Source organism: Saccharopolyspora antibiotica, from assembly GCF_047200635.1.
Lineage (GTDB): Bacteria > Actinomycetota > Actinomycetes > Mycobacteriales > Pseudonocardiaceae > Saccharopolyspora_C.
The window spans coordinates 177725-194775 of sequence record NZ_JBJZOI010000009.1 but is presented as its reverse complement, the minus strand read 5'-3'; the positions used below and the strand labels follow the sequence as shown (position 1 = coordinate 194775).

The window sequence follows — 17051 nt, the reverse complement described above, 5'->3', positions numbered from 1 at the left end:
ATCACCCGCTGGTGCTGAACAGGCCGGCGATGAACGTCCCGATGTCCACGCCCGCTCCGGTGACCGCGAAGCCGATCAGGGCGAGCGCGACGAAGACGCCCATGACGCGGCGCATCACGCCCGCGTTGTCGCCCTTGCCGCCACCGAGCCACAGCAGCAGCAGCGCGACGGCGAGCAGCAGCAGCGGCAGCAGGTTGTTGATGATCCACCCGCGGATGCCTTCGGTCCCGAGACCTGTCTGCTGCGCCAGCGGGTCGAGCGCGGCCAGCACGTTCACGTGCGCCAACGTTTCCAGCGGCATGGCGGTCATCTTGTTACCCCTGAGTGCGTGAAGGGTCGTCGGGCGGATGCGTCCGTCCGGATCTTCCGGTCGCGACGATACGAGTAGAACATGACACGGTCACCAGCAGTAGTGGCTGATCCGGCGCCATCGGGTAGCGCTGCGCACCCGCTCAGCCATCGACTGCGCCGATCGGGCTTACCTCGAATGGATCAACGGGGGCAGAGGGGCGGCGGTCGAACCCGCGCCGGATCGGGAACTCCTGATCGTTCACCCTGTTGCGAGCCCCCTCCTCACGCACCGTGCACGAATCGGCCGGTCAGTGGAATTCCGCACACCCCGCTGCGGGGCGCTGGAACCCGATCACGGGCACCGATCCGGCGATCTCCTCACCGCTCGACGCCCGCCACCCGGACGTGATCTTGACTGCATCCAGCGTAGCGGCTCCACCGGCCACCACCGCGTGCAGGTGCCTCCACGGGCAGTGACCAGCGAGCCCGATCAGCGGCGCCCGGAATGCCCGGATCCGCGCAGGCCGCCGGGCCGGGCGGACGAGTCCGGTGGCTAGACTGGGGGCGGTGGATGAGTCGGCCGGGCGGCCGCGTCGCGGGCACGGCCCGCGTCGAGGAAAGTCCGGACTCCACAGGGCAGGGTGGTTGCTAACGGCAACCCGGGGAGACCCGCGGGACAGTGCCACAGAGAACAGACCGCCCGGACGGTTCGCCGACCGGGCAAGGGTGAAACGGTGGTGTAAGAGACCACCAGCGCCCCGGGTGACCGGGGCGGCTTGGTAAACCCCACCCGGAGCAAGGCCAAGAGGACGCCCCCGGGCGTCTGCGCAGGTGATCGAGGGCTGCCCGCCCGAGCCTGCGGGTAGGCCGCTGGAGCCTGCCGGTGACGGCAGGCCGAGATGGATGGTCGCCGACCGGAGCATCGCGAGATCTCCGGGAACAGGATCCGGCTTACAGGCCGACTCCTCCACCCCCTCCTCCCCGCGCCGCGGGAGCGGTGGACCGCCCGATCTTCGCGCTGGTCCACCGCCGAGATGATCAACGCGGCCGCGATCCGGGCACGTCCGCGGCGCTCGCTGCCCGAATCCGCGCTGCTGGCCCGCCGACGGCACCGCCGCCGAGCGGGGCGGGCCCGAGCGACCGGCACCGCCGCCGGGGCTCGACCCCCCAGCCCGCCAGGACGCGCGGGGAATTCAGACGAGGTGCGAGATGTCGTTGACCAGGCGGACCGAGGCGTTGCCGTCGGGGTAGAACTCGACGATCGACAGGGACGCCAGGTCCAGGTGGAGGCGGTAGTAGAGGGCGGGCCCCACGCCGAGGCCGAGTCGCAGCAGGGCCTTGATCGGGGTGACGTGGCTGACCACGATCACCGTCCGGCCCGCCCAGGTCTCGACGATCTCGTCGCGGACCGCGGTGACCCGCTCGAAGACGGCTTCGAGGCTCTCCCCCGCCGGCGGTTCGACGGTGGAGTCCCCGAGCCAGGACCGGTGCAGCTCGGGGTACGCCTCGGCCGCCTCCAGGAAGGTCAGCCCCTCCCAGGCGCCGAAGTCGGTCTCCAGCAGGCCGTCGTGGAAGCGGAGCTCCCCGCCCGTCGCGGCGGCGACGGCCTCGGCGGTCTGCCGGGTGCGCCCGAGCGGCGAGGCGAGCACCGGCGCGGTGCCGTCGACCCCGTCCAGGCCCGCGACCCGGGCGGCGGCGGCGCGCGCCTGCTGCTCGCCGAGTTCGGTCAGCGGCACGTCGCCGCGGCCGGAGTAGCGGCGGTCGATCGACATCGCGGTCTGCCCGTGGCGCACCAGCAGCAGCTTCGTCGGCGAGCCCGTCGCGCCGTTCCAGCCCGAGGGCCGGATCCGCTGCTCGGTCGCCGGCCCGGGAGCGGCCTCGCCCCCGCCGTCGCGATCGGCTCGGGTGTCCATCGCCTCGTTGGCCAGCCGGTCGGCGTGCGCGTTGCTCGCCCGGGGGATCCACTCGAAGGTCACCGCGTCGAAGTCGGCGATCAGCTCCCGGGCCCGCTCGGCGAGCGCCCGCAGCGCCTCGTGCTTGATCTTCCACCGGCCGGAGAGCTGCTCCACGACGAGCTTGGAGTCCATCCGGACCTCGACCTCGTCCGCGCCGAGCTCCGCCGCGGCGCGGAGCCCGGCGAGCAGGCCCTCGTACTCGGCGACGTTGTTGGTCGCGGTGCCGAGCCAGCGCGAGCGCTCCGCGAGCACCGCTCCCGCCGCGTCCCGCACCACGGCTCCGCACCCGGCGGGACCGGGATTGCCGCGCGACCCGCCGTCCGCCTCGACGAGGACGCGCATCAGGAGTCCTTGGTGCGAACCAGGATCGCGCCGCACTCCTCGCAGCGGACCACGTCGTCGGCGGCCGCGTCGCGCAGGTCGTTGAGCTTCGAGCGGTCGAGCTCGATGCGGCAGGCCCCGCAGCGGTTGCCCTGCAGCGGTCCGACGCCGACGCCCTTCGCGGCGCGGATCCGGTCGTAGAGGGCCAGCAGCGGCTCCGGCAGCGTCCCCGCCAGCGACTCCCGCTCCACGGTCCGCTTCGCCTCGGCGGAGTCCAGGTCCGCCATCGCCTCGTCGCGCTGGTGCTGCACGTCGGCCAGCCGCTCCTCGGCCTCGGCGACCCCCGCGCGGGCGCGCTCGACGTCGGATTCCAGCGCCTCCCGGCGCTCCATGACCTCCAGCAGCTCGTCCTCCAGGTTGCCCTGGCGGCGCGCGAGGGTCTGCAGCTCGTGCTGCAGGTCCTCCAGCTGCTTGGCGGAGCCGCCGGACTCCATCAGCTTGCGGTCCCGGTCCTCGCGCTTGCGGACCTGGTCGATCTCCGCTTCCAGGCGCTTGGCGTCGCGGTCGATGTCGCCGAACGAGGTCTGCGCGGCCACCAGCGAGTCCCGCTGGGTCTGGAGCGCGCGCTCGCGCTGGCCGATCTCCTCCAGTTCGGGCAACGTCCGGCGGCGGTGGTTGACGCGGTTGAGCTCGGCGTCCACCTCCGCCAGGTCGAGCAACCGGCGCTGCACGGCGGGGTCGGCTTTCACGCGGGGGTCCTCCCGGAGTCGGGTGTCGCACCGGTGGCGTGGGTGGTCCACGGGTCGGTGCGGCGAGTGGAGACGAGAACTTCGACAGTATCCGGTAGCGCCGCGCCCACGACGTCGGCCGCCTGCTGGCACCACGGCCACTCGCTCGCCCAGTGCGCGACGTCCACCAGGGCGGGCGCCCGGACGTCGCTGGCCAGGTGTTCGTCCGCCGGGTGGTGGCGCAGGTCGGCGGTGACGTAGGCGTCGACGCCCGCCGCCGCGGCAGCCGCGAGCTGCGAGTCCCCGGCGCCGCCGCAGACCGCCACGGTCCGGATCTCCCGGTCCGGGTCTCCCGCGCCGCGCACGCCCCAGGCGGTCGTGGGCAGGTTCTCCGCGACCCGCCGGACGAAGCCGCCGAACGGCTCCGGTGCCGGCAGCGAACCGATGCGGCCGAGCCCGGTGGCGGCCCCCGGCGAGTGCGGGGAGAGCGGACCGGTGACGGTGAGCCCGATCGCCTCGGCCAGCGCGTCGGAGACGCCGACCGCCGCGCTGTCGGCGTTGGTGTGCGCGCAGTACAGCCCGATGCCGGAGCGGATCAGCCGGTGCACCAGCCGCCCCTTCGGGTCGTCGGCGGGCACCCCGTGCACCCCGCGCAGCAGCAGCGGGTGGTGCGCGACCACCAGCTGCGCGCCGAATCCGATCGCCTCGTCCACAGTGGACTCAACCGGGTCGACGCAGATCAGCACCCGCTGCACCAACGCCTGCGGATCACCGCAGACGAGCCCCACCGCGTCCCAGCTCTCGGCCAGCTCCGGCGGGTAGGCGGCCTCCAGCGACTCCACGACGTCCTGAATCCGCACGGTCATCCGAATCGCACCCCTTGGTTCGGTCTTCGCACTATCCGAGAAGCTCGCGCAACGCCCCGACCAGGACCGCGTTGCGCCGCGGGTCGCGGACCGCCACCCGCAGGTGGTCCGGTCCGAGCCCGGGGAAGGTGTCGCCGCGCCGGACCGCGATCCCCCGGTCCCGCAGCGCGCGGCGCACCTTCGCACCATTGTGGACGTCCAGCAGCAGGAAGGGCGCGCGGGCGGGGCCCGCGACCTCGATCCCGGGGACGGCGGCGAGCTCGGCGGCGAAGCGGTCCCGCTCGGCGGCGATCTCGACGGCGGCTCGGGCGGCCTCCTCGACGGCGCCCGGAGCGCTGCACGCGGCGATCGCGGCCAGGGCGAGGGTGCCCAGCGGCCAGTGCGGCCGGGGAGCGCGCAACCGGTCCAGCACCTCCGGCTCGCCGAGCGCGTACCCGGCGCGCAGGCCGGGCAGCGCCCAGGTCTTGGTGAGGCTGCGGACCACGAGCACGCCCGGGATCCGGTGCGGCGCCAGCGATTCCGGCTCCCCCGGCACGGCGTCGGAGAACGCCTCGTCCACCACGACCAGCCGGCCCGGCCGGACCAGGGCGCGGATCGCCTCCGCCGGGTGCAGCACCGAGGTCGGGTTCGTCGGGTTGCCCAGCACCACCAGGTCCGCCGCGCCGGGCACCAGCGCCGGGTCGAGCCGGTGGTCCGGCAGCAGCACCCGCTCCACCGGGACGCCCGCCGAGCGCAGCGCGAACTCCGGCTCGGTGAACGAGGGGTGCACGGCGGCGGCGAGCTCCGGGCGCAGCGCGGGCAGCAGCGCGAAGCACTCGGCCGCCCCGGACAGCAGCAGCACCTCCGCCGGGTCCCGGCCGTGCCGGGCGGCGACGGCGGTGCGGGCGGCGAGGTCGTCGGCGGCCGAGGGGTAGCGGCCCAGGTCCTCCAGCGCGCCCGCGAGGTGCTCGCGCAGCCAGCGCGGCGGGCGTTCGAGGCGGACGTTGACGGCGAAGTCGAGCAGGCCCGCGGTGGCGTCCACATCACCGTGGTGGCGCAGCGGATCGAGCTCGTTTTCGCTAGTCATCACGGGGAGTGTACCGAGCGGCTGATGATCATCGGCGGCCCCGGAAGTGCCCCGCGACCGCGCCCCGTACCGTCGGTGGCCGACCGCCCAGCTCACCCCGCCGGAGGAGTAGCCGTGCACCTGTCGTTCGTCTGCACCGGGAACATCTGCCGATCGCCGATGGCGGCGGTGGTGTTCCGGGAACACGTCCGCCGGGCGGGCCTGGACGAGCGGATCGAGGTGAGCAGCGCCGGTACCGGCCCGTGGCACGTGGGCGAGGGCGCGGACCCGAGGACGCTGAAGGTGCTCGCCGACCACGGTTACCCGACCGAGCACGTGGCCGCGCAGCTCGGCGACGAGCACCTGGGCGCGGACCTGGTGCTGGCGATGGACGCCGGACACCTGCGGGTGGTGCGCGACGCGCTGGAGGAGCCCGAACGGGTTCGGCTGCTGCGCTCCTTCGACCCGGCCTCGGCGGAGGGCGCGGAGGTGCCGGACCCGTACTTCGGCGGGGACCGCGGCTTCGAGGACGTCCTCGCCATGATCGAGGCCTCGGTGCCCGGACTCCTCGACTGGACCCGCGAACGCTGCTGAGCGTCCGGCGGACGAACCGCGCACCCCGCTCGCGGGGTGCTGTTCCGGAGGTGCGCGATGGGTGAGATCGACGAGGTGGTGCGGCGGCTCACCGGGAGCGAGGTCGCCGACGTCCGCGAGCTCGGCGGTGGGGACGCGGGCGCGGCGCGCTCCGTGCTGCTGGCCGACGGCAGGCGGGTGTTCGTCAAGGCGAACCCGCCCGAGCTGCCCGGGGCCGTCGCCGCCGAAGCGGCCTCGCTGGCCTGGCTGGCCGAGCCCGGGGTGGTGCCGGTGCCGGAAGTGCTGGGCAGCACCGAGCGGTACCTGATCACCGAGCACCTGGAGCCCGGTCGGCCGGACGCGGCGGCCGCCGAGGAGCTCGGCCGCGGCCTGGCCCGGTTGCACGACGCGGGCGCGCCCGCGCACGGCTCGCCGCCGCCCGGCGGGCCCGCCGACGCCTGGATCGGTCTCGCGCCGATGCGCGACGAACCCGCCGCCGACTGGCCCTCCTTCTACGCCGAGCACCGCGTGCTGCCCTACCTGCGCGGCGCCGCGGACCGCGGGCTGCTGGACGCCGAGGAGTCCGCGCTCGTCGAACGGGTCTGCGGGCGGTTGTCCGAGCTGCCCGGCGCCGGGGCGCCGCCCGCGCGGCTGCACGGGGACCTGTGGGCGGGCAACGTCCACTGGAGCGGGGGCGCCGGGTGGTTGATCGACCCGGCCGCGCACGGCGGGCACCCGGAGACCGATCTGGCGATGCTCGCGCTGTTCGGCTGCCCGCACCTGGACCGGCTGCGGGCCGCCTACCGGGAGGTCCGGCCGCTGGCGCCGGGCTGGGAGGACCGGATCGGCGTGCACCAGCTGTTCCCGCTGCTGGTGCACGCCGTGCTGTTCGGCGGCGGGTACGCGCGGCAGGCCGTCGCCGCCGCGCGCGCCGCCCCGCTGTGACCGAGGCCGCCTCGGGGGCGGGCGGCGCGGGCGGGGCGCGGCCGCCTACCGTGGGAGCGTGCGCCTGAAGTTCCTGCTCCGGCCCGGCTGGATCGGCCTGATCCTGCTGGTCGTGCTGTTCGCCACGTTGTGCTTCACGCTGCTCGCGCCGTGGCAGTTCGGCCGGGACGAGGAGACCCAGGCGCGCAACGACGCCATCTCCCGCTCGCTCACCGCCGAGCCGCGCCCGCTGACCGAGGTGCTGCCCGCCAGCGCGCGCCCGGACCGGGCGACCGAGTGGACCAAGATCACCGCGACCGGCAGCTACCTGCCGGAGGGCGAGACGCTGGCCTGGCTGCGCTCGGTGCAGGGCGAACCGGCCATCGAGGTGCTCACCCCGTTCCGCACCACCACCGGCGAGGTCCTGCTGGTGGACCGCGGGTTCGTGCGGCCCGTCGGCACCGACGCCCCCGCCTACGACCCGGCCCCGGCCGGGCAGGTGACGATCACCGCGCGGATCCGGATGGACGAGCGGGACACCGAGCACCGGCCGGTGTTCGAGCGCCAGGGCCACCGGTGGACGTACTCGGTGGACTCGCGCGTGGTCGGCGCGGGCAGCGGCGTGCCGTTGCGGCCCGGGTACTTCGCGCTGGTCGAGGGCCAGCCGGGGGTGCTCGGCCCGCTGCCGCTGCCGCAGCTGTCGGCGGGACCGTACTTCTCCTACGCGTTGCAGTGGATCGCGTTCGGGGTGATGGCGCTGGCCGCGATCGGCTACCTGGTGCACGCCGAGCTCAGCGCTCCGCGCACCGCGGAGAACCGCAAGCCGCGGAAGCTCTCGGTGGCCGAGGCGGTCGCCGAGGACGAGCGCCGCGAGCGCGAGGAGGCCGCGGCGCGCGGCGAGTGACCTGCTTCCCCGGACGCTGCCGGGGAAGCCGTTCCCGAGAAGACCTCAGCGGCGTCCGCGCAGCAGGGCGGCGGTCGCGGCCAGCACGCCCGTGACCGAGCCGATGACGCGCGAGAGCTCCACGCCGCGGCGCACGTCGCCCGCGTCGGCGGTGCGCCCCTCCCCCATGATCGGCCGCTCCTCGGTGGTGTGCCCGTAGACGGTGCGCCCGCCGAGGCGGATCTGCAGCGCCCCGGCGAAGGCCGCCTCGATCTGCCCCGCGTTGGGGCTCGGGTGCGCGGCCGCGTCGCGGCGCCAGGTGCGCCAGGCCCCGCCCGCCGAGCCGCCGACCACGGGGGCGCAGGCCGTGGTCAGCAACGCCGCCAGCCGGGCCGGGGCGAGGTTGAGCGCGTCGTCGAACCGGGCCGCCGCCCAGCCGAACCGCAGGTAGCGCGGGCTGCGGTGCCCGACCATCGCGTCCAGCGTGTTCGCCGCGCGGTAGGCGAGCAGGCCGGGAATCCCGGCGACCGCGCCCCAGACCAGCGGGGCGACCACGGCATCGGAGGTGTTCTCCGCGATGGACTCCACGGTGGCCCGCGCGAGGCCCTGGCCGTCGAGGTGCGCGGCTTCCCGGCCGCACAGGTGGGCCAGGCGGCCGCGGGCGCCGTCGAGATCGCCGGCGTCGAGCAGCCTGCCCATCGCCGTGCCCTCGTCGGCCAGCGACGCCCCGCCGAGCACGGCCCAGGTGGTGAGCGCGGTGGCGGCCGCCTCCAGCACGGGGCTGCGCCGGGCGGCGCGCTCGACGAGCACGCCCGCGATGGCGGTGCCGCCGACGAGCACACCGACGTGCAGCACGCCGGCGGCGCGGTGATCGCGGTGCAGCAGGGTCTCGGCGGTCTGCGCGATCTTGCCGAAACCGGCCACCGGATGCCTCCTCCGGGGGTCACCGAGTGCAGCGTCCGCTGCGACTCCGAGTAGCAATCCGACTGCTCGTCCCGCGCTCACCGCTGCGACTCCCCCTTCGTTCGCCCGTCCGGGCAGCACAGAACGCTACCGCCACCGAGCGCGGTGCGAGCAGCCGTCCCCGCCGCCGGGGCTCGCGGGGCGAGCGCTTCCCCGGGCTCTTGACGGGGAGTGTCCAAGCCTCGGGTTATCGTGGCCGACCGTGACGGCCCCGGATCACGAAGCTGACGTGCTGCGCGCGGGGGTGGCGGGCACCGACGCGGAGTCCGCCGCCCCCGCGCAGGCGGCTGACGACGTTCGGGCGGACCAGCAGCGGTTGCGGCTGTTCGCCTACCTCAGCGCGCGCGAGCACCGCACCTACCTGGCGATCATGCGGCTGTTCACCTCGACGCTGCTCGCGGACCTCTCCATCGGCGAGGTGACCGCGGCGCTGGCCGCCGCCGAGCGGGAGGATCGCATCGATCCCGGCGAGTCCGATGTGGACACCGTGGTCGAGCGGCTCAAGCAGCTGCGCAGCTGGGGCAACCTGGTGCTGGGCCGTCGCGAGACGATCGCGGCCAGCATCGCCGAGTTCCAGCACGGCAGCGTGCGCTACCAGGTCAGCAAGCTCGCCGTGCGGGTGCAGCGGGACGTGGACGCGCTGCTGCGGGTCCCGGAGGGGGCCCGCGAGGTCTCCCGCGAGCTGCTGCCCGCCATCGAGCGCGGGCTCGGCGAGATCGGCTCGGCGCTGTCGGCGGCGCTGACCGCCGAGTCGGGGGATCCGGGCTCGAAGCGGTCCCGGCAGACCCGGGAGCGGCTGGCCGAGCACGTGACCACGGTGTTCCTGCAGCACGCCGAGCTCGCCGCCACGGTCCGCGACTTCTACGCCTACCTCGGCGAGATCGTCACCCGGCACCACCTGGCGCCGGACGAGATCTCCGGGTTCCGCAACCTGCTCGTCGAGTACATCCAGATGGTCGTGGAGGACGTGCTGCGGCACACCGAGACGATCGCCGGCTCGCTGGCGGGTCTGGCCAGGGCGCGCGGCGAGCTGCTGCGGCTGCTGGGCCCCGCCGACGAGCTGGGCACCGACGTGGAGCGGGCGCGCGGGCGCACCGCGGCGGACTGGCAGGAGCTCACCGACTGGTTCGTGGACGCCCCCGGGCGGCCCAGCCAGGTCGCGGCGCTGCGCGAGGCGACCGCGCGGGCCATCGGCTCCCTGCTGGCGAGCGTGAAGCGAGCGACCTCCGGCGGCGGGCTGCTGCCGGGCCGCCGGGGCGAGCTGCTCAAGCTGGCGCGCTGGTTCGACGAGTCCGAGCCGCACGAGGCGCACCGGCTCTACGCCGCCGCCTTCGGGCTGCACTCGGCGCGGCACCTGCTGCCCGCGCCGGACTACGACAGCGACAACCACGACGTCGCCTGGCGCGACGGCCCGGTGCAGGACGTGACGGTGAGCGTGCGCAGCCGGGGTGATCGCGGAGCGCGCGGGCGCACCTCGCGGGTGCTCGACGACCCGATGACCGAGGAGTCCCTGCTGGCGGAGGCCCGGGAGGAGGACGCGCGGCGCGGGGCGGCGGTCGCCGAGCTCGCGGCGGCGGGCGGGGCGCTGGCCGAGACCCGGTTGTCCGGGGAGGCGCTGGGCGTGCTGTGCGAGCTGCTCACGCTGGCGATGGCGCAGCGGGACAGCTCCGAGGACCCCGGCACGGCGCTGGACCCGGTGCACCGGCTGCGGGTAACGATCCGCCCCGAACCGGGCACGGACACCCGCATCCGCAGCACCTCCGGCAGCCTCACGCTCTCCGGAGCGGTGCTGGAGCTGCGCGGCGACGGGGCAGTTCCGGCGGAGGCCGTGCGATGACGGCGACCAGGGCCTTCGACGACCTCTCCGCCATCGACGCCTCGAACGTGGTGCGCTGCGCGCGGGCGCTGCTGCGCCGCCCGCTGCTGCGGGAGGGCGCGCCGGACGGCGACCTGCTGCCGATGATCTACCGGCAGCGGGCCGCGCTGCACGAGGTGTTCTCCTCGCTGCTCGGCTACCGGCTGGTGGTGGAGCGCCGGTTCGCGCGGCTCTACAAGGCGGGGCCGGGCGAGGACGCGACGCGCGGCGAGCCCGCGCTGACCCCGCGCGGCTACGCCTACGTGGCGCTCACGCTGGCCACCCTCACCGGGATCGGCCGCCAGGTGCTGCTGTCGCGGCTGGTGGTCGACGTGCGGGCCGCGGCGGTGGAAGCGGGCGTGGCGGTGGTCGACGACCAGCCCGACCGGCGGGCGCTGACGGCCGCGCTGCGGCACCTGGTCGCCCTCGGAGTGATCAGCGAGACCGAGGGCACCGTGACCGCGACCGACTCCGCGGCCGAAGCGCTCATCACGATCGACACCGACCTGCTGGGCCAGTTGCCCGCGGGCCCGATCGGGGCCTCGGCCGGACCGGCGGAGCTGGTGGCGGCCGCCGCGCAGGCGGGCCCGCGCAGCATCGAGCACGTGGTGCGGCGTCGGCTCGTGGAGGACCCGGTCGTGCTGCACGCCGACCTGCCGCCGGAGCAGCGGGACTGGCTGCTGCGGAACCTCACCGCCGAATCCCGGTTGCTGGAGCGGTTCTTCGGGCTGGTCACCGAGATCCGCTCCGAGGGGATCGTGGTGAGCGACCCGGAGGACTACCTCACCGACACCCCCTTCCCCGGCACCGGCACGGTGGCCCGGGTGGCGCTGCTGGCGCTGCCCCCGCTGCTGGAACGCGGTGCGCCCAGGGAGACCGACGGCAGGCACCCGGTGACCTGGCGGGACTTCGAGGAGGTGTGCGCCGAGCTCGTCGATTCCTACCCGGCCGCCTGGTCCCGGCAGGCCACCGAGGAGCCAGCCGAGCTGGTCCGCTCGGTGGTGGACCTGCTGCGCAGGCTCGGCGTGCTGCGCGCCGAGGCCGCCGACGGCACCGCGCTCGCCGGGGAGGATCATGGCGGTCCCGCCGGATCGACCTGGTGGCTGAGCCCGGCGGCGCACCGGTGGCTGCCGGAGCCGGACGCGACGCCCGCGCCCGGCCGGGAACCGGAACCCGCACCGGCGCCGGAACCTCCGGGCCTGTCCCTGTTCGACGATCTGGAAGAGGACGGTTCACGGTGAGCCCCGACGACGCGCCCCCGGCCGACCAGGCCACCACCCCGGACGCGGGCGGCACGCTGTCCGCGGGACCGGTGCACCGCTGGCGGCTGCACCGGGGCGGGATCGTGAACATCTGGCAGTACGCCGAGCACACCTTCGACCTCTCCGGTGGGCGGGCGATCTTCCAGGGCACCAACGGCTCCGGGAAGTCGCGGACGCTGGAGCTGCTGCTGCCGCTGTGCCTGGACGGCGACCTGCGCCAGCTCGGCTCCAAGGGCTTCGACACGGTCAGCATCCGGCGGCTGATGCTCGACGAGTACCCGGGTGGTCCGAACCGGATCGGCTACGCCTGGGTGGAGCTGCGCCGCGACTCCCCCGAGGGCGGCGAGGAGTTCCTGACCTGCGGGATCGGGGTGAAGGCCTCGAAGACCTCGCAGGCGGTCAGCGACTCCTGGCGGTTCGTCACGAGCCGCCGGGTGGGGATGACGCTGCACCTGGTGGGCGCCGACCGGGTACCGCTGGGGCCCGCTCAGCTGCGGGAGGCCCTGGGCGCGGACTGCGTGCTCGACGACCAGAGCTTCCGCGCGAAGATCGCCGCGCAGGTCTACGGCGTGCCCGCCGCCCGCTACGGCGACCTGCTGCACCTGCAGCGGACGCTGCGCAACCCGGACGTCGGGCTGAAGGTGCTGGAGGGGCAGCTGGAGCAGATCCTCTCCGACGCGCTGCCTCCGCTGGAGCCCGCGCTGATCGAGCGGCTGGCCAGCTCCTTCGACGACCTGGAGTCGATCCGGGAGAACATCGTCCGGCTCACCGGTGCGGACAAGGCGCTGAGCGCCTTCCTGTCCACCTACTCCGGTTACGCGCTGGGGGCGCTGCGGGAGCGGGCCGAGTCGATGCGCGCGGCCCAGGACCGGCTGGGTTCGCTGCGCAAGGAACTGGCGAAGCTGGACCGGCAGGTCGCTCAGCACCGCGCGGAGCGGGAGTCCGCGCAGCGCGCGGTCGCCGAGCTGGAGCAGCGGGAGGGCTCGCTGGAGTCGAGCATCGACGCGCTGCGCTCGCACCCCGCTTACGCGGAGCTGCAGAACCTGCGGGACCGGGAGCGGGTCGTGGAGGGCTCGCGCTCGGCGGCCGTGTCCGCGCTGGAGACCGCCGCGCGGCACCGCGCGCAGGAGGATCGCTCGGCGGAATCGGTGCTGGGCACGCTGCGCAGGCTCGTCGGCGACGCGGAGGCCGCCGAGCAGGCCGCGCAGCGGGCGAACCGGCAGCTCGGCGCGGCCGGGCTGGACGCCGGGCTGGTGCCCCGCCCCCCGGAGGTGCCGAAGGCGGAGCCGATCAGCACCCCGGACCGGGTGCGGGCCGCGCCGGAGCCGGAGGCGGAGCTGGTGGAGGTGGACCGGCGCAGCGCGCCCGAGGTGGACACCGACGCGCTCGCCGAGCGCTTCCGCGCGGCGGCGGACCGGGCAGCTCAGGCGGGCGCGGAGGCGCAGCGGCGGGGCGCGTTGACCCTGGCGCTGCACCAGCGGGCGGTGGAGCTGGACCGGGAGCGCGAGCAGGTCGGCAAGCTTCAGCAGCAGGCGCGGCAGGCCCAGCTGATCTCGACGGAAGCGGTGGGGCGGCGCAACCAGGCGCACCAGCGGCTCGCGGCCGCCGCCGAGGACTGGCGCGAGCTGGCCCGCCGCTGGGCCGCCGCGCATCCGGAGTCCACTTCGGACGATCCGGTGCCCGGGCCGCCCGCCGCGGAGGAGCTGCTCGCGGAGCGGTCCGCCGCGCGGGAGGCGCGGGAGCGGGCCCGGCGCTGGGCGCGACCCCGCTCGCAGGAGGCGCGGCAGCGGATCTCGGCCGTGGAGCAGGAGCTCGGCGAGGTCCGCGCGCGGGTGCGCACCGGCGAGCGGGAGCTCGCCGAGCTGCGCTCCGGCGTGGAGCGCACCCCGCCTCGCCCGGAGTGGGCCTCGGCGGAGCGGGACGGTCAGCGGGGCAGCGCGTTCTACCGGCTGGTGGACTTCCGGCCGTCGCTGGACCAGCGGGAGCGGGCCGGGCTGGAGGCCGCGTTGCAGGCCAGCGGGCTGCTCAACGCCTGGGTCTCGGAGGGGGGCGCCGTCGCCGAGCTCGCGGACGTGCTCGCCGCTCCCGGGACCGGGAGCGCGACGGGAACGCTGGCCGAACTGCTCGTGCCGACGCCCGAACCGGACGGCCCCGTCGCCGAGCGGCACGTCGCCGCCCTGCTCGCCTCGGTGTCCACATCGGATGGACCCGGGCTGGTGGTGCGCACCGACGGCGGCTGGCGGGCCGGGGTGCTGTCCGGGACCTGGCGCAAGGACGCCGCCGAGTTCGTCGGCGCGGGTGCCCGCGAGGCCTCCCGCGCCCGGCGCGTCGCGGAGCTGGAGGAGGAGCTCGCCGGGCTGCGCGAGCAGATCGGCGAGGTGGAGCGGCGGCACCGGGAAGCCACCGAGCACGGCGAGGCCCTGGAACGGCACCTGGAATCCTTCCCCGACGACTCCGACCTGGTCACCGCGCACGCCCAGGTCGCCACGGCCACCGACGCCGCCGAGGACGCCGACCGACACGCCAGGCAGGCGCGCGGTGAGCTCGACGGCACCGAGCAGCGCTGGCAGGCGACCCGCGCCGAGCTGGTGCGCGCGGCGGGCGAGGCCGAGCTGCCACCGGAGACGCAGGCCCTGGAGCAGGCCAACCGGGCCGCGAGCGAGGCGCGCTCGGCGATCGAGGCCCTCCGCGAGGTCGTGGAGTCCCGCTGCCTCACGACGCTGGCCGACCTCCGCGACCTGGCGCTGCACCACGACGCCGCGATCGCCGACCGGATGGAGGCCGAGTCCCAGGCCGAGCGGCGCTGCGCCGAGCACGCCGAGCAGGCGGCGGGGCTCGCCGAGCTCAGCGAGGCCGTCGGCGGGCAGGCGCAGGAGATCTCCGGCAAGGTCGGCGAACTGGAGCGGGAACGGGCGCGGCTGCGACAGGACCTGCCCGCCGCGCGGGAGCGGATCGGCACCGCCCGCGAGCAGGTGGTGCGGCTGGAGACCCAGCAGGAGACCCGGCAGGCGCAGCTCGCCGGACGCGAATCCGAGGCGACGACGGCGGAATCCGCGTTCACCGCCGCGCTGCGGGTGCCCGGGGTGTGGGCGGCCGCCGAGGTGGTGGGCGAGGACGGCGCGCACCGCGTCGAACCCCCGGCCGATCCGGCGGAGGCGGCCGAGCTGCTGGCGGCGGTCACCGACCGCAAGACCGCGGGCGAGACCGCGGTGCTCAACCGGTTCCAGGCCCTGCAGAACTCGCTCAGCGGCGGCTACGACATCGCCGCCGGCGACCAGCGGGGCCTGCTCACCGTCACCGTCACCGGCGAGGAAGGTCCGCAGCCCGTGGCCGACGCGGCCCGCCGGGTCGCCGAGCGCCTGGCCGAGCAGCGGGGCTTCCTCGGGGAGCGGTACCGGTCGATCTTCGCCGATTACCTGATCCGCGACCTCGCGGAGCGGTTGCGCGGCCAGGTCACCGTGGCCGAGTCGCTGTGCGCGCGGATGAACGAGGTGCTCGACGGCGCCCGCTCCAGCCAGGGCGTGCACGTCCAGCTGGAGTGGGAGCCCGCGCCCTCGCTCGGCGACGACATCAAGCAGGCCATCGACCTGGTGCGCACCCCGTTCTCCGATCGCAGCGACGACCAGGACTCGTTGCTGCGCAAGGTGTTCACCGACCTCATCGAGGCCGAGCGGGACAGCGCCTCCGGCGGTTACGCGGAAATCCTGTCCCGGGCCCTGGACTACCGCTCCTGGTTCGCGTTCACCGTGCGGGTGCGCGACACCGGCCCCGAGGGCAGGCCCCGGGTCCGGCGGCTGCGGCAGTTGTCCTCCGGCGAGACGCGGCTGATCTCCTACGTGACGTTGTTCGCGGCCGCGGCGGCGTTCTACGACGCGGTGAGCGTGTCCTCCGGCGGGCGGGGGCCGCTGCGGCTGGTGCTGCTGGACGAGGCGTTCGAGCGGCTGGACGATCCGACGATCGCGCGGATGCTGGGGTTGCTGGTGGACCTGGACATGGACTGGCTGATCACCTGGCCGAGCGGGTGGGGCGTGTCGCCGAAGATCCCGAAGATGCACATCTACGACGTGCTGCGGCCGCGCAGCGGGCACGGGATCGCCTGCACCCACACCACCTGGGACGGCCGGGACATGGAGCGCACCGATGGCTGAGGCGGAGGTCCGGGAGACCTGGGGCGGACCGGAGCTGCGCGGGCTCTGGGAGGGCGCCCGGGAGGCGCTGGAATCGCCGAAGCGGCCGGACCGCTTCGGCGTCGCGCTGCCGGACGAGGCGACCCGCGCCGCGGTGAGCGCGGTCTACGGCCGGGCGCTGCACCTGGGGCACTCGCGGATCATGCTGGCGAAGCTGGACCGGGTGGTGCGCGAGCAGGCCGGGCTCGACCTGCCCCGGGTGCTGGAGGCCCTGCACGGCAGACCGGTCGCCGAACCCGGGCCGACCGGTGCCGAGACCACCGCGGCGGACCCGGCGCTGGCCGCGCTCGCGGCGCACGGGCTGGACCGGGCGCCCTGGGCGGAACCGTGGCTGCGCTGGCTGCACCAGTACGGCCGGATCGCCGAGGCGGAACTGCCCGCCGCGGCCGCGCGGGCGGCGGCGGTGCTCGCGGCGCTCGACCTGGACCCGGCGCGGACTCCGGCGAGCTGGGTCTCCCGCGCCGATCTGGCCGCGCCGGACGCCCCGCACGAGCTCGACGACGGCGGCGCGCTGAGCCGGATCGTGCTGCGCGCGGCGGCGCTGGCGCACGACGTCGATCCCCCCGGGAACGCGCGGGAGCGGCAGGCGCTGTGGGAGCGCTGCGGGGTGGTCGTGGACGCCGTGGCGGGCTCGGTGCTGACCTGGGCGCTGCCGCTGACCGGTGCGGACGCCTGGTCCCGGTCGATCACCGAGCGCACCGCGCTGGCGCTGCCGGCCCAGCTCTCGCACCGGGACCTGGCCGTCGCGCCGGAGCGGCTGGTGGCCCCGGACACCGCGATCGCGGTCTGCGAGACCCCGCGCGTGCTGGAAGCCGCCGTGCGGGCCGGGATCCGGCATCCGCTGGTGTGCCTGGCGGGGCCTCCCCCGCCGGTGGCGCTGGAGCTGCTGCGGCGGCTGCGCGCCGACGGGGCGCGGCTGCGCTACCACGGCGACTTCGACTGGCCGGGCCTCGCGTTGGCCGGCTCGCTGTGGTCGGAGCACGGCGCGGGCCCGTGGCGCATGTCGGCTGCCGACTACCGGGAGGCGCTCGACCGCGCGGCGCGAGACCGCGCGGACCTGCCGAACCTGGTGGGTTCCCCGGTGGGGAGCCCGTGGGACCCGCAGCTCGCCGACCTGATGTCCACCGCCGCCCGCGCCGTGGAGGAGGAGACCGTCCTCCCCGCCCTCCTCGCCGACCTGCGGGACCGCGCCCTGTGA

The 17051-nt window shown here is 75.5% G+C and carries 13 protein-coding genes and 1 other RNA gene; 8 read left to right on the top strand and 6 right to left on the bottom strand.

Going from position 1 to position 17051, the window contains the following annotated elements:
• Nucleotide 1 precedes the first annotated feature (1 nt).
• On the bottom strand, nucleotides 2–310 hold the full coding sequence (locus ACL03H_RS09865; protein ID WP_412810830.1) for a hypothetical protein: 309 nt from the start codon (nucleotides 308–310) through the stop codon (nucleotides 2–4).
• Nucleotides 311–863: 553 nt separating this feature from the next.
• Between ACL03H_RS09865 and rnpB the strand changes: the two genes are divergently transcribed.
• An RNA gene (rnpB, locus tag ACL03H_RS09860) (RNase P RNA component class A) lies at nucleotides 864–1261 on the top strand.
• 223 nt (nucleotides 1262–1484) lie between these two features.
• Here rnpB and ACL03H_RS09855 read toward each other — a convergent pair.
• The 4 genes from ACL03H_RS09855 to cobC are packed head-to-tail and all read right to left on the bottom strand — an operon-like array spanning nucleotide 1485 to nucleotide 5227.
• The gene (locus tag ACL03H_RS09855; RefSeq protein ID WP_412810829.1) at nucleotides 1485–2588 is read right to left on the bottom strand and encodes a bifunctional RNase H/acid phosphatase; all 1104 of its coding nucleotides are present in this window, start codon (nucleotides 2586–2588) and stop codon (nucleotides 1485–1487) included.
• A complete protein-coding gene (locus ACL03H_RS09850) occupies nucleotides 2588–3316 on the bottom strand; it encodes a zinc ribbon domain-containing protein (RefSeq protein WP_412810828.1) in 729 nt (242 codons plus the stop codon). Before ACL03H_RS09850 ends, ACL03H_RS09855 begins: the two co-directional genes overlap by 1 nt.
• Nucleotides 3313–4161: a Nif3-like dinuclear metal center hexameric protein gene (locus ACL03H_RS09845; RefSeq protein ID WP_412810827.1), complete on the bottom strand. Its 849-nt coding sequence runs from the start codon at nucleotides 4159–4161 to the stop codon at nucleotides 3313–3315. Before ACL03H_RS09845 ends, ACL03H_RS09850 begins: the two co-directional genes overlap by 4 nt.
• A 31-nt stretch (nucleotides 4162–4192) precedes the next feature.
• Nucleotides 4193–5227: an Rv2231c family pyridoxal phosphate-dependent protein CobC gene (gene cobC, locus ACL03H_RS09840; protein WP_412810826.1), complete on the bottom strand. Its 1035-nt coding sequence runs from the start codon at nucleotides 5225–5227 to the stop codon at nucleotides 4193–4195.
• Nucleotides 5228–5341: 114 nt separating this feature from the next.
• Between cobC and ACL03H_RS09835 the strand changes: the two genes are divergently transcribed.
• The 3 genes from ACL03H_RS09835 to ACL03H_RS09825 are packed head-to-tail and all read left to right on the top strand — an operon-like array spanning nucleotide 5342 to nucleotide 7607.
• A complete protein-coding gene (locus ACL03H_RS09835; protein WP_412810825.1) occupies nucleotides 5342–5800 on the top strand; it encodes a low molecular weight protein-tyrosine-phosphatase in 459 nt (152 codons plus the stop codon).
• A 57-nt stretch (nucleotides 5801–5857) separates the two neighbouring features.
• A complete protein-coding gene (locus tag ACL03H_RS09830) occupies nucleotides 5858–6724 on the top strand; it encodes a fructosamine kinase family protein (protein WP_412810824.1) in 867 nt (288 codons plus the stop codon).
• A gap of 58 nt (nucleotides 6725–6782) precedes the next feature.
• A complete protein-coding gene (locus ACL03H_RS09825) occupies nucleotides 6783–7607 on the top strand; it encodes an SURF1 family cytochrome oxidase biogenesis protein (RefSeq protein ID WP_412810823.1) in 825 nt (274 codons plus the stop codon).
• 45 nt (nucleotides 7608–7652) lie between these two features.
• On the opposite strand, the gene ACL03H_RS09820 is transcribed toward ACL03H_RS09825, so the two are convergent.
• Nucleotides 7653–8591: a cobalamin biosynthesis protein gene (locus ACL03H_RS09820; RefSeq protein WP_412810822.1), complete on the bottom strand. Its 939-nt coding sequence runs from the start codon at nucleotides 8589–8591 to the stop codon at nucleotides 7653–7655.
• 160 nt (nucleotides 8592–8751) lie between these two features.
• Between ACL03H_RS09820 and ACL03H_RS09815 the strand changes: the two genes are divergently transcribed.
• Genes ACL03H_RS09815 through ACL03H_RS09800 form a run of 4 tightly spaced genes read left to right on the top strand, consistent with a single transcriptional unit; the run spans nucleotide 8752 to nucleotide 17051 of the window.
• Nucleotides 8752–10386: a DUF2397 domain-containing protein gene (locus ACL03H_RS09815; RefSeq protein ID WP_412810821.1), complete on the top strand. Its 1635-nt coding sequence runs from the start codon at nucleotides 8752–8754 to the stop codon at nucleotides 10384–10386.
• Entirely contained in the window at nucleotides 10383–11645 is a 1263-nt protein-coding gene (locus ACL03H_RS09810) for a TIGR02678 family protein (protein WP_412810820.1), read from the top strand. Before ACL03H_RS09815 ends, ACL03H_RS09810 begins: the two co-directional genes overlap by 4 nt.
• Nucleotides 11642–15814: a TIGR02680 family protein gene (locus ACL03H_RS09805; protein ID WP_412810819.1), complete on the top strand. Its 4173-nt coding sequence runs from the start codon at nucleotides 11642–11644 to the stop codon at nucleotides 15812–15814. The genes ACL03H_RS09810 and ACL03H_RS09805 overlap by 4 nt, the downstream gene beginning before the upstream one ends.
• Nucleotides 15807–17051 (top strand): DUF2399 domain-containing protein, encoded by a 1245-nt coding sequence (locus ACL03H_RS09800; RefSeq protein WP_412810818.1) that lies wholly within the window; start codon nucleotides 15807–15809, stop codon nucleotides 17049–17051. Before ACL03H_RS09805 ends, ACL03H_RS09800 begins: the two co-directional genes overlap by 8 nt.

Bases quoted from the DNA above. Each gene is read 5' to 3' on its own strand.
- ACL03H_RS09830 (WP_412810824.1), top strand. From the start codon at position 5,858: ATGGGTGAGATCGACGAGGTGGTGCGGCGGCTCACCGGGAGCGAGGTC.
- ACL03H_RS09800 (WP_412810818.1), top strand. From the start codon at position 15,807: ATGGCTGAGGCGGAGGTCCGGGAGACCTGGGGCGGACCGGAGCTGCGC.
- ACL03H_RS09810 (WP_412810820.1), top strand. From the start codon at position 10,383: ATGACGGCGACCAGGGCCTTCGACGACCTCTCCGCCATCGACGCCTCG.
- ACL03H_RS09865 (WP_412810830.1), bottom strand. From the start codon at position 310: ATGACCGCCATGCCGCTGGAAACGTTGGCGCACGTGAACGTGCTGGCC.
- ACL03H_RS09855 (WP_412810829.1), bottom strand. From the start codon at position 2,588: ATGCGCGTCCTCGTCGAGGCGGACGGCGGGTCGCGCGGCAATCCCGGT.
- cobC (WP_412810826.1), bottom strand. From the start codon at position 5,227: ATGACTAGCGAAAACGAGCTCGATCCGCTGCGCCACCACGGTGATGTG.
- ACL03H_RS09845 (WP_412810827.1), bottom strand. From the start codon at position 4,161: ATGACCGTGCGGATTCAGGACGTCGTGGAGTCGCTGGAGGCCGCCTAC.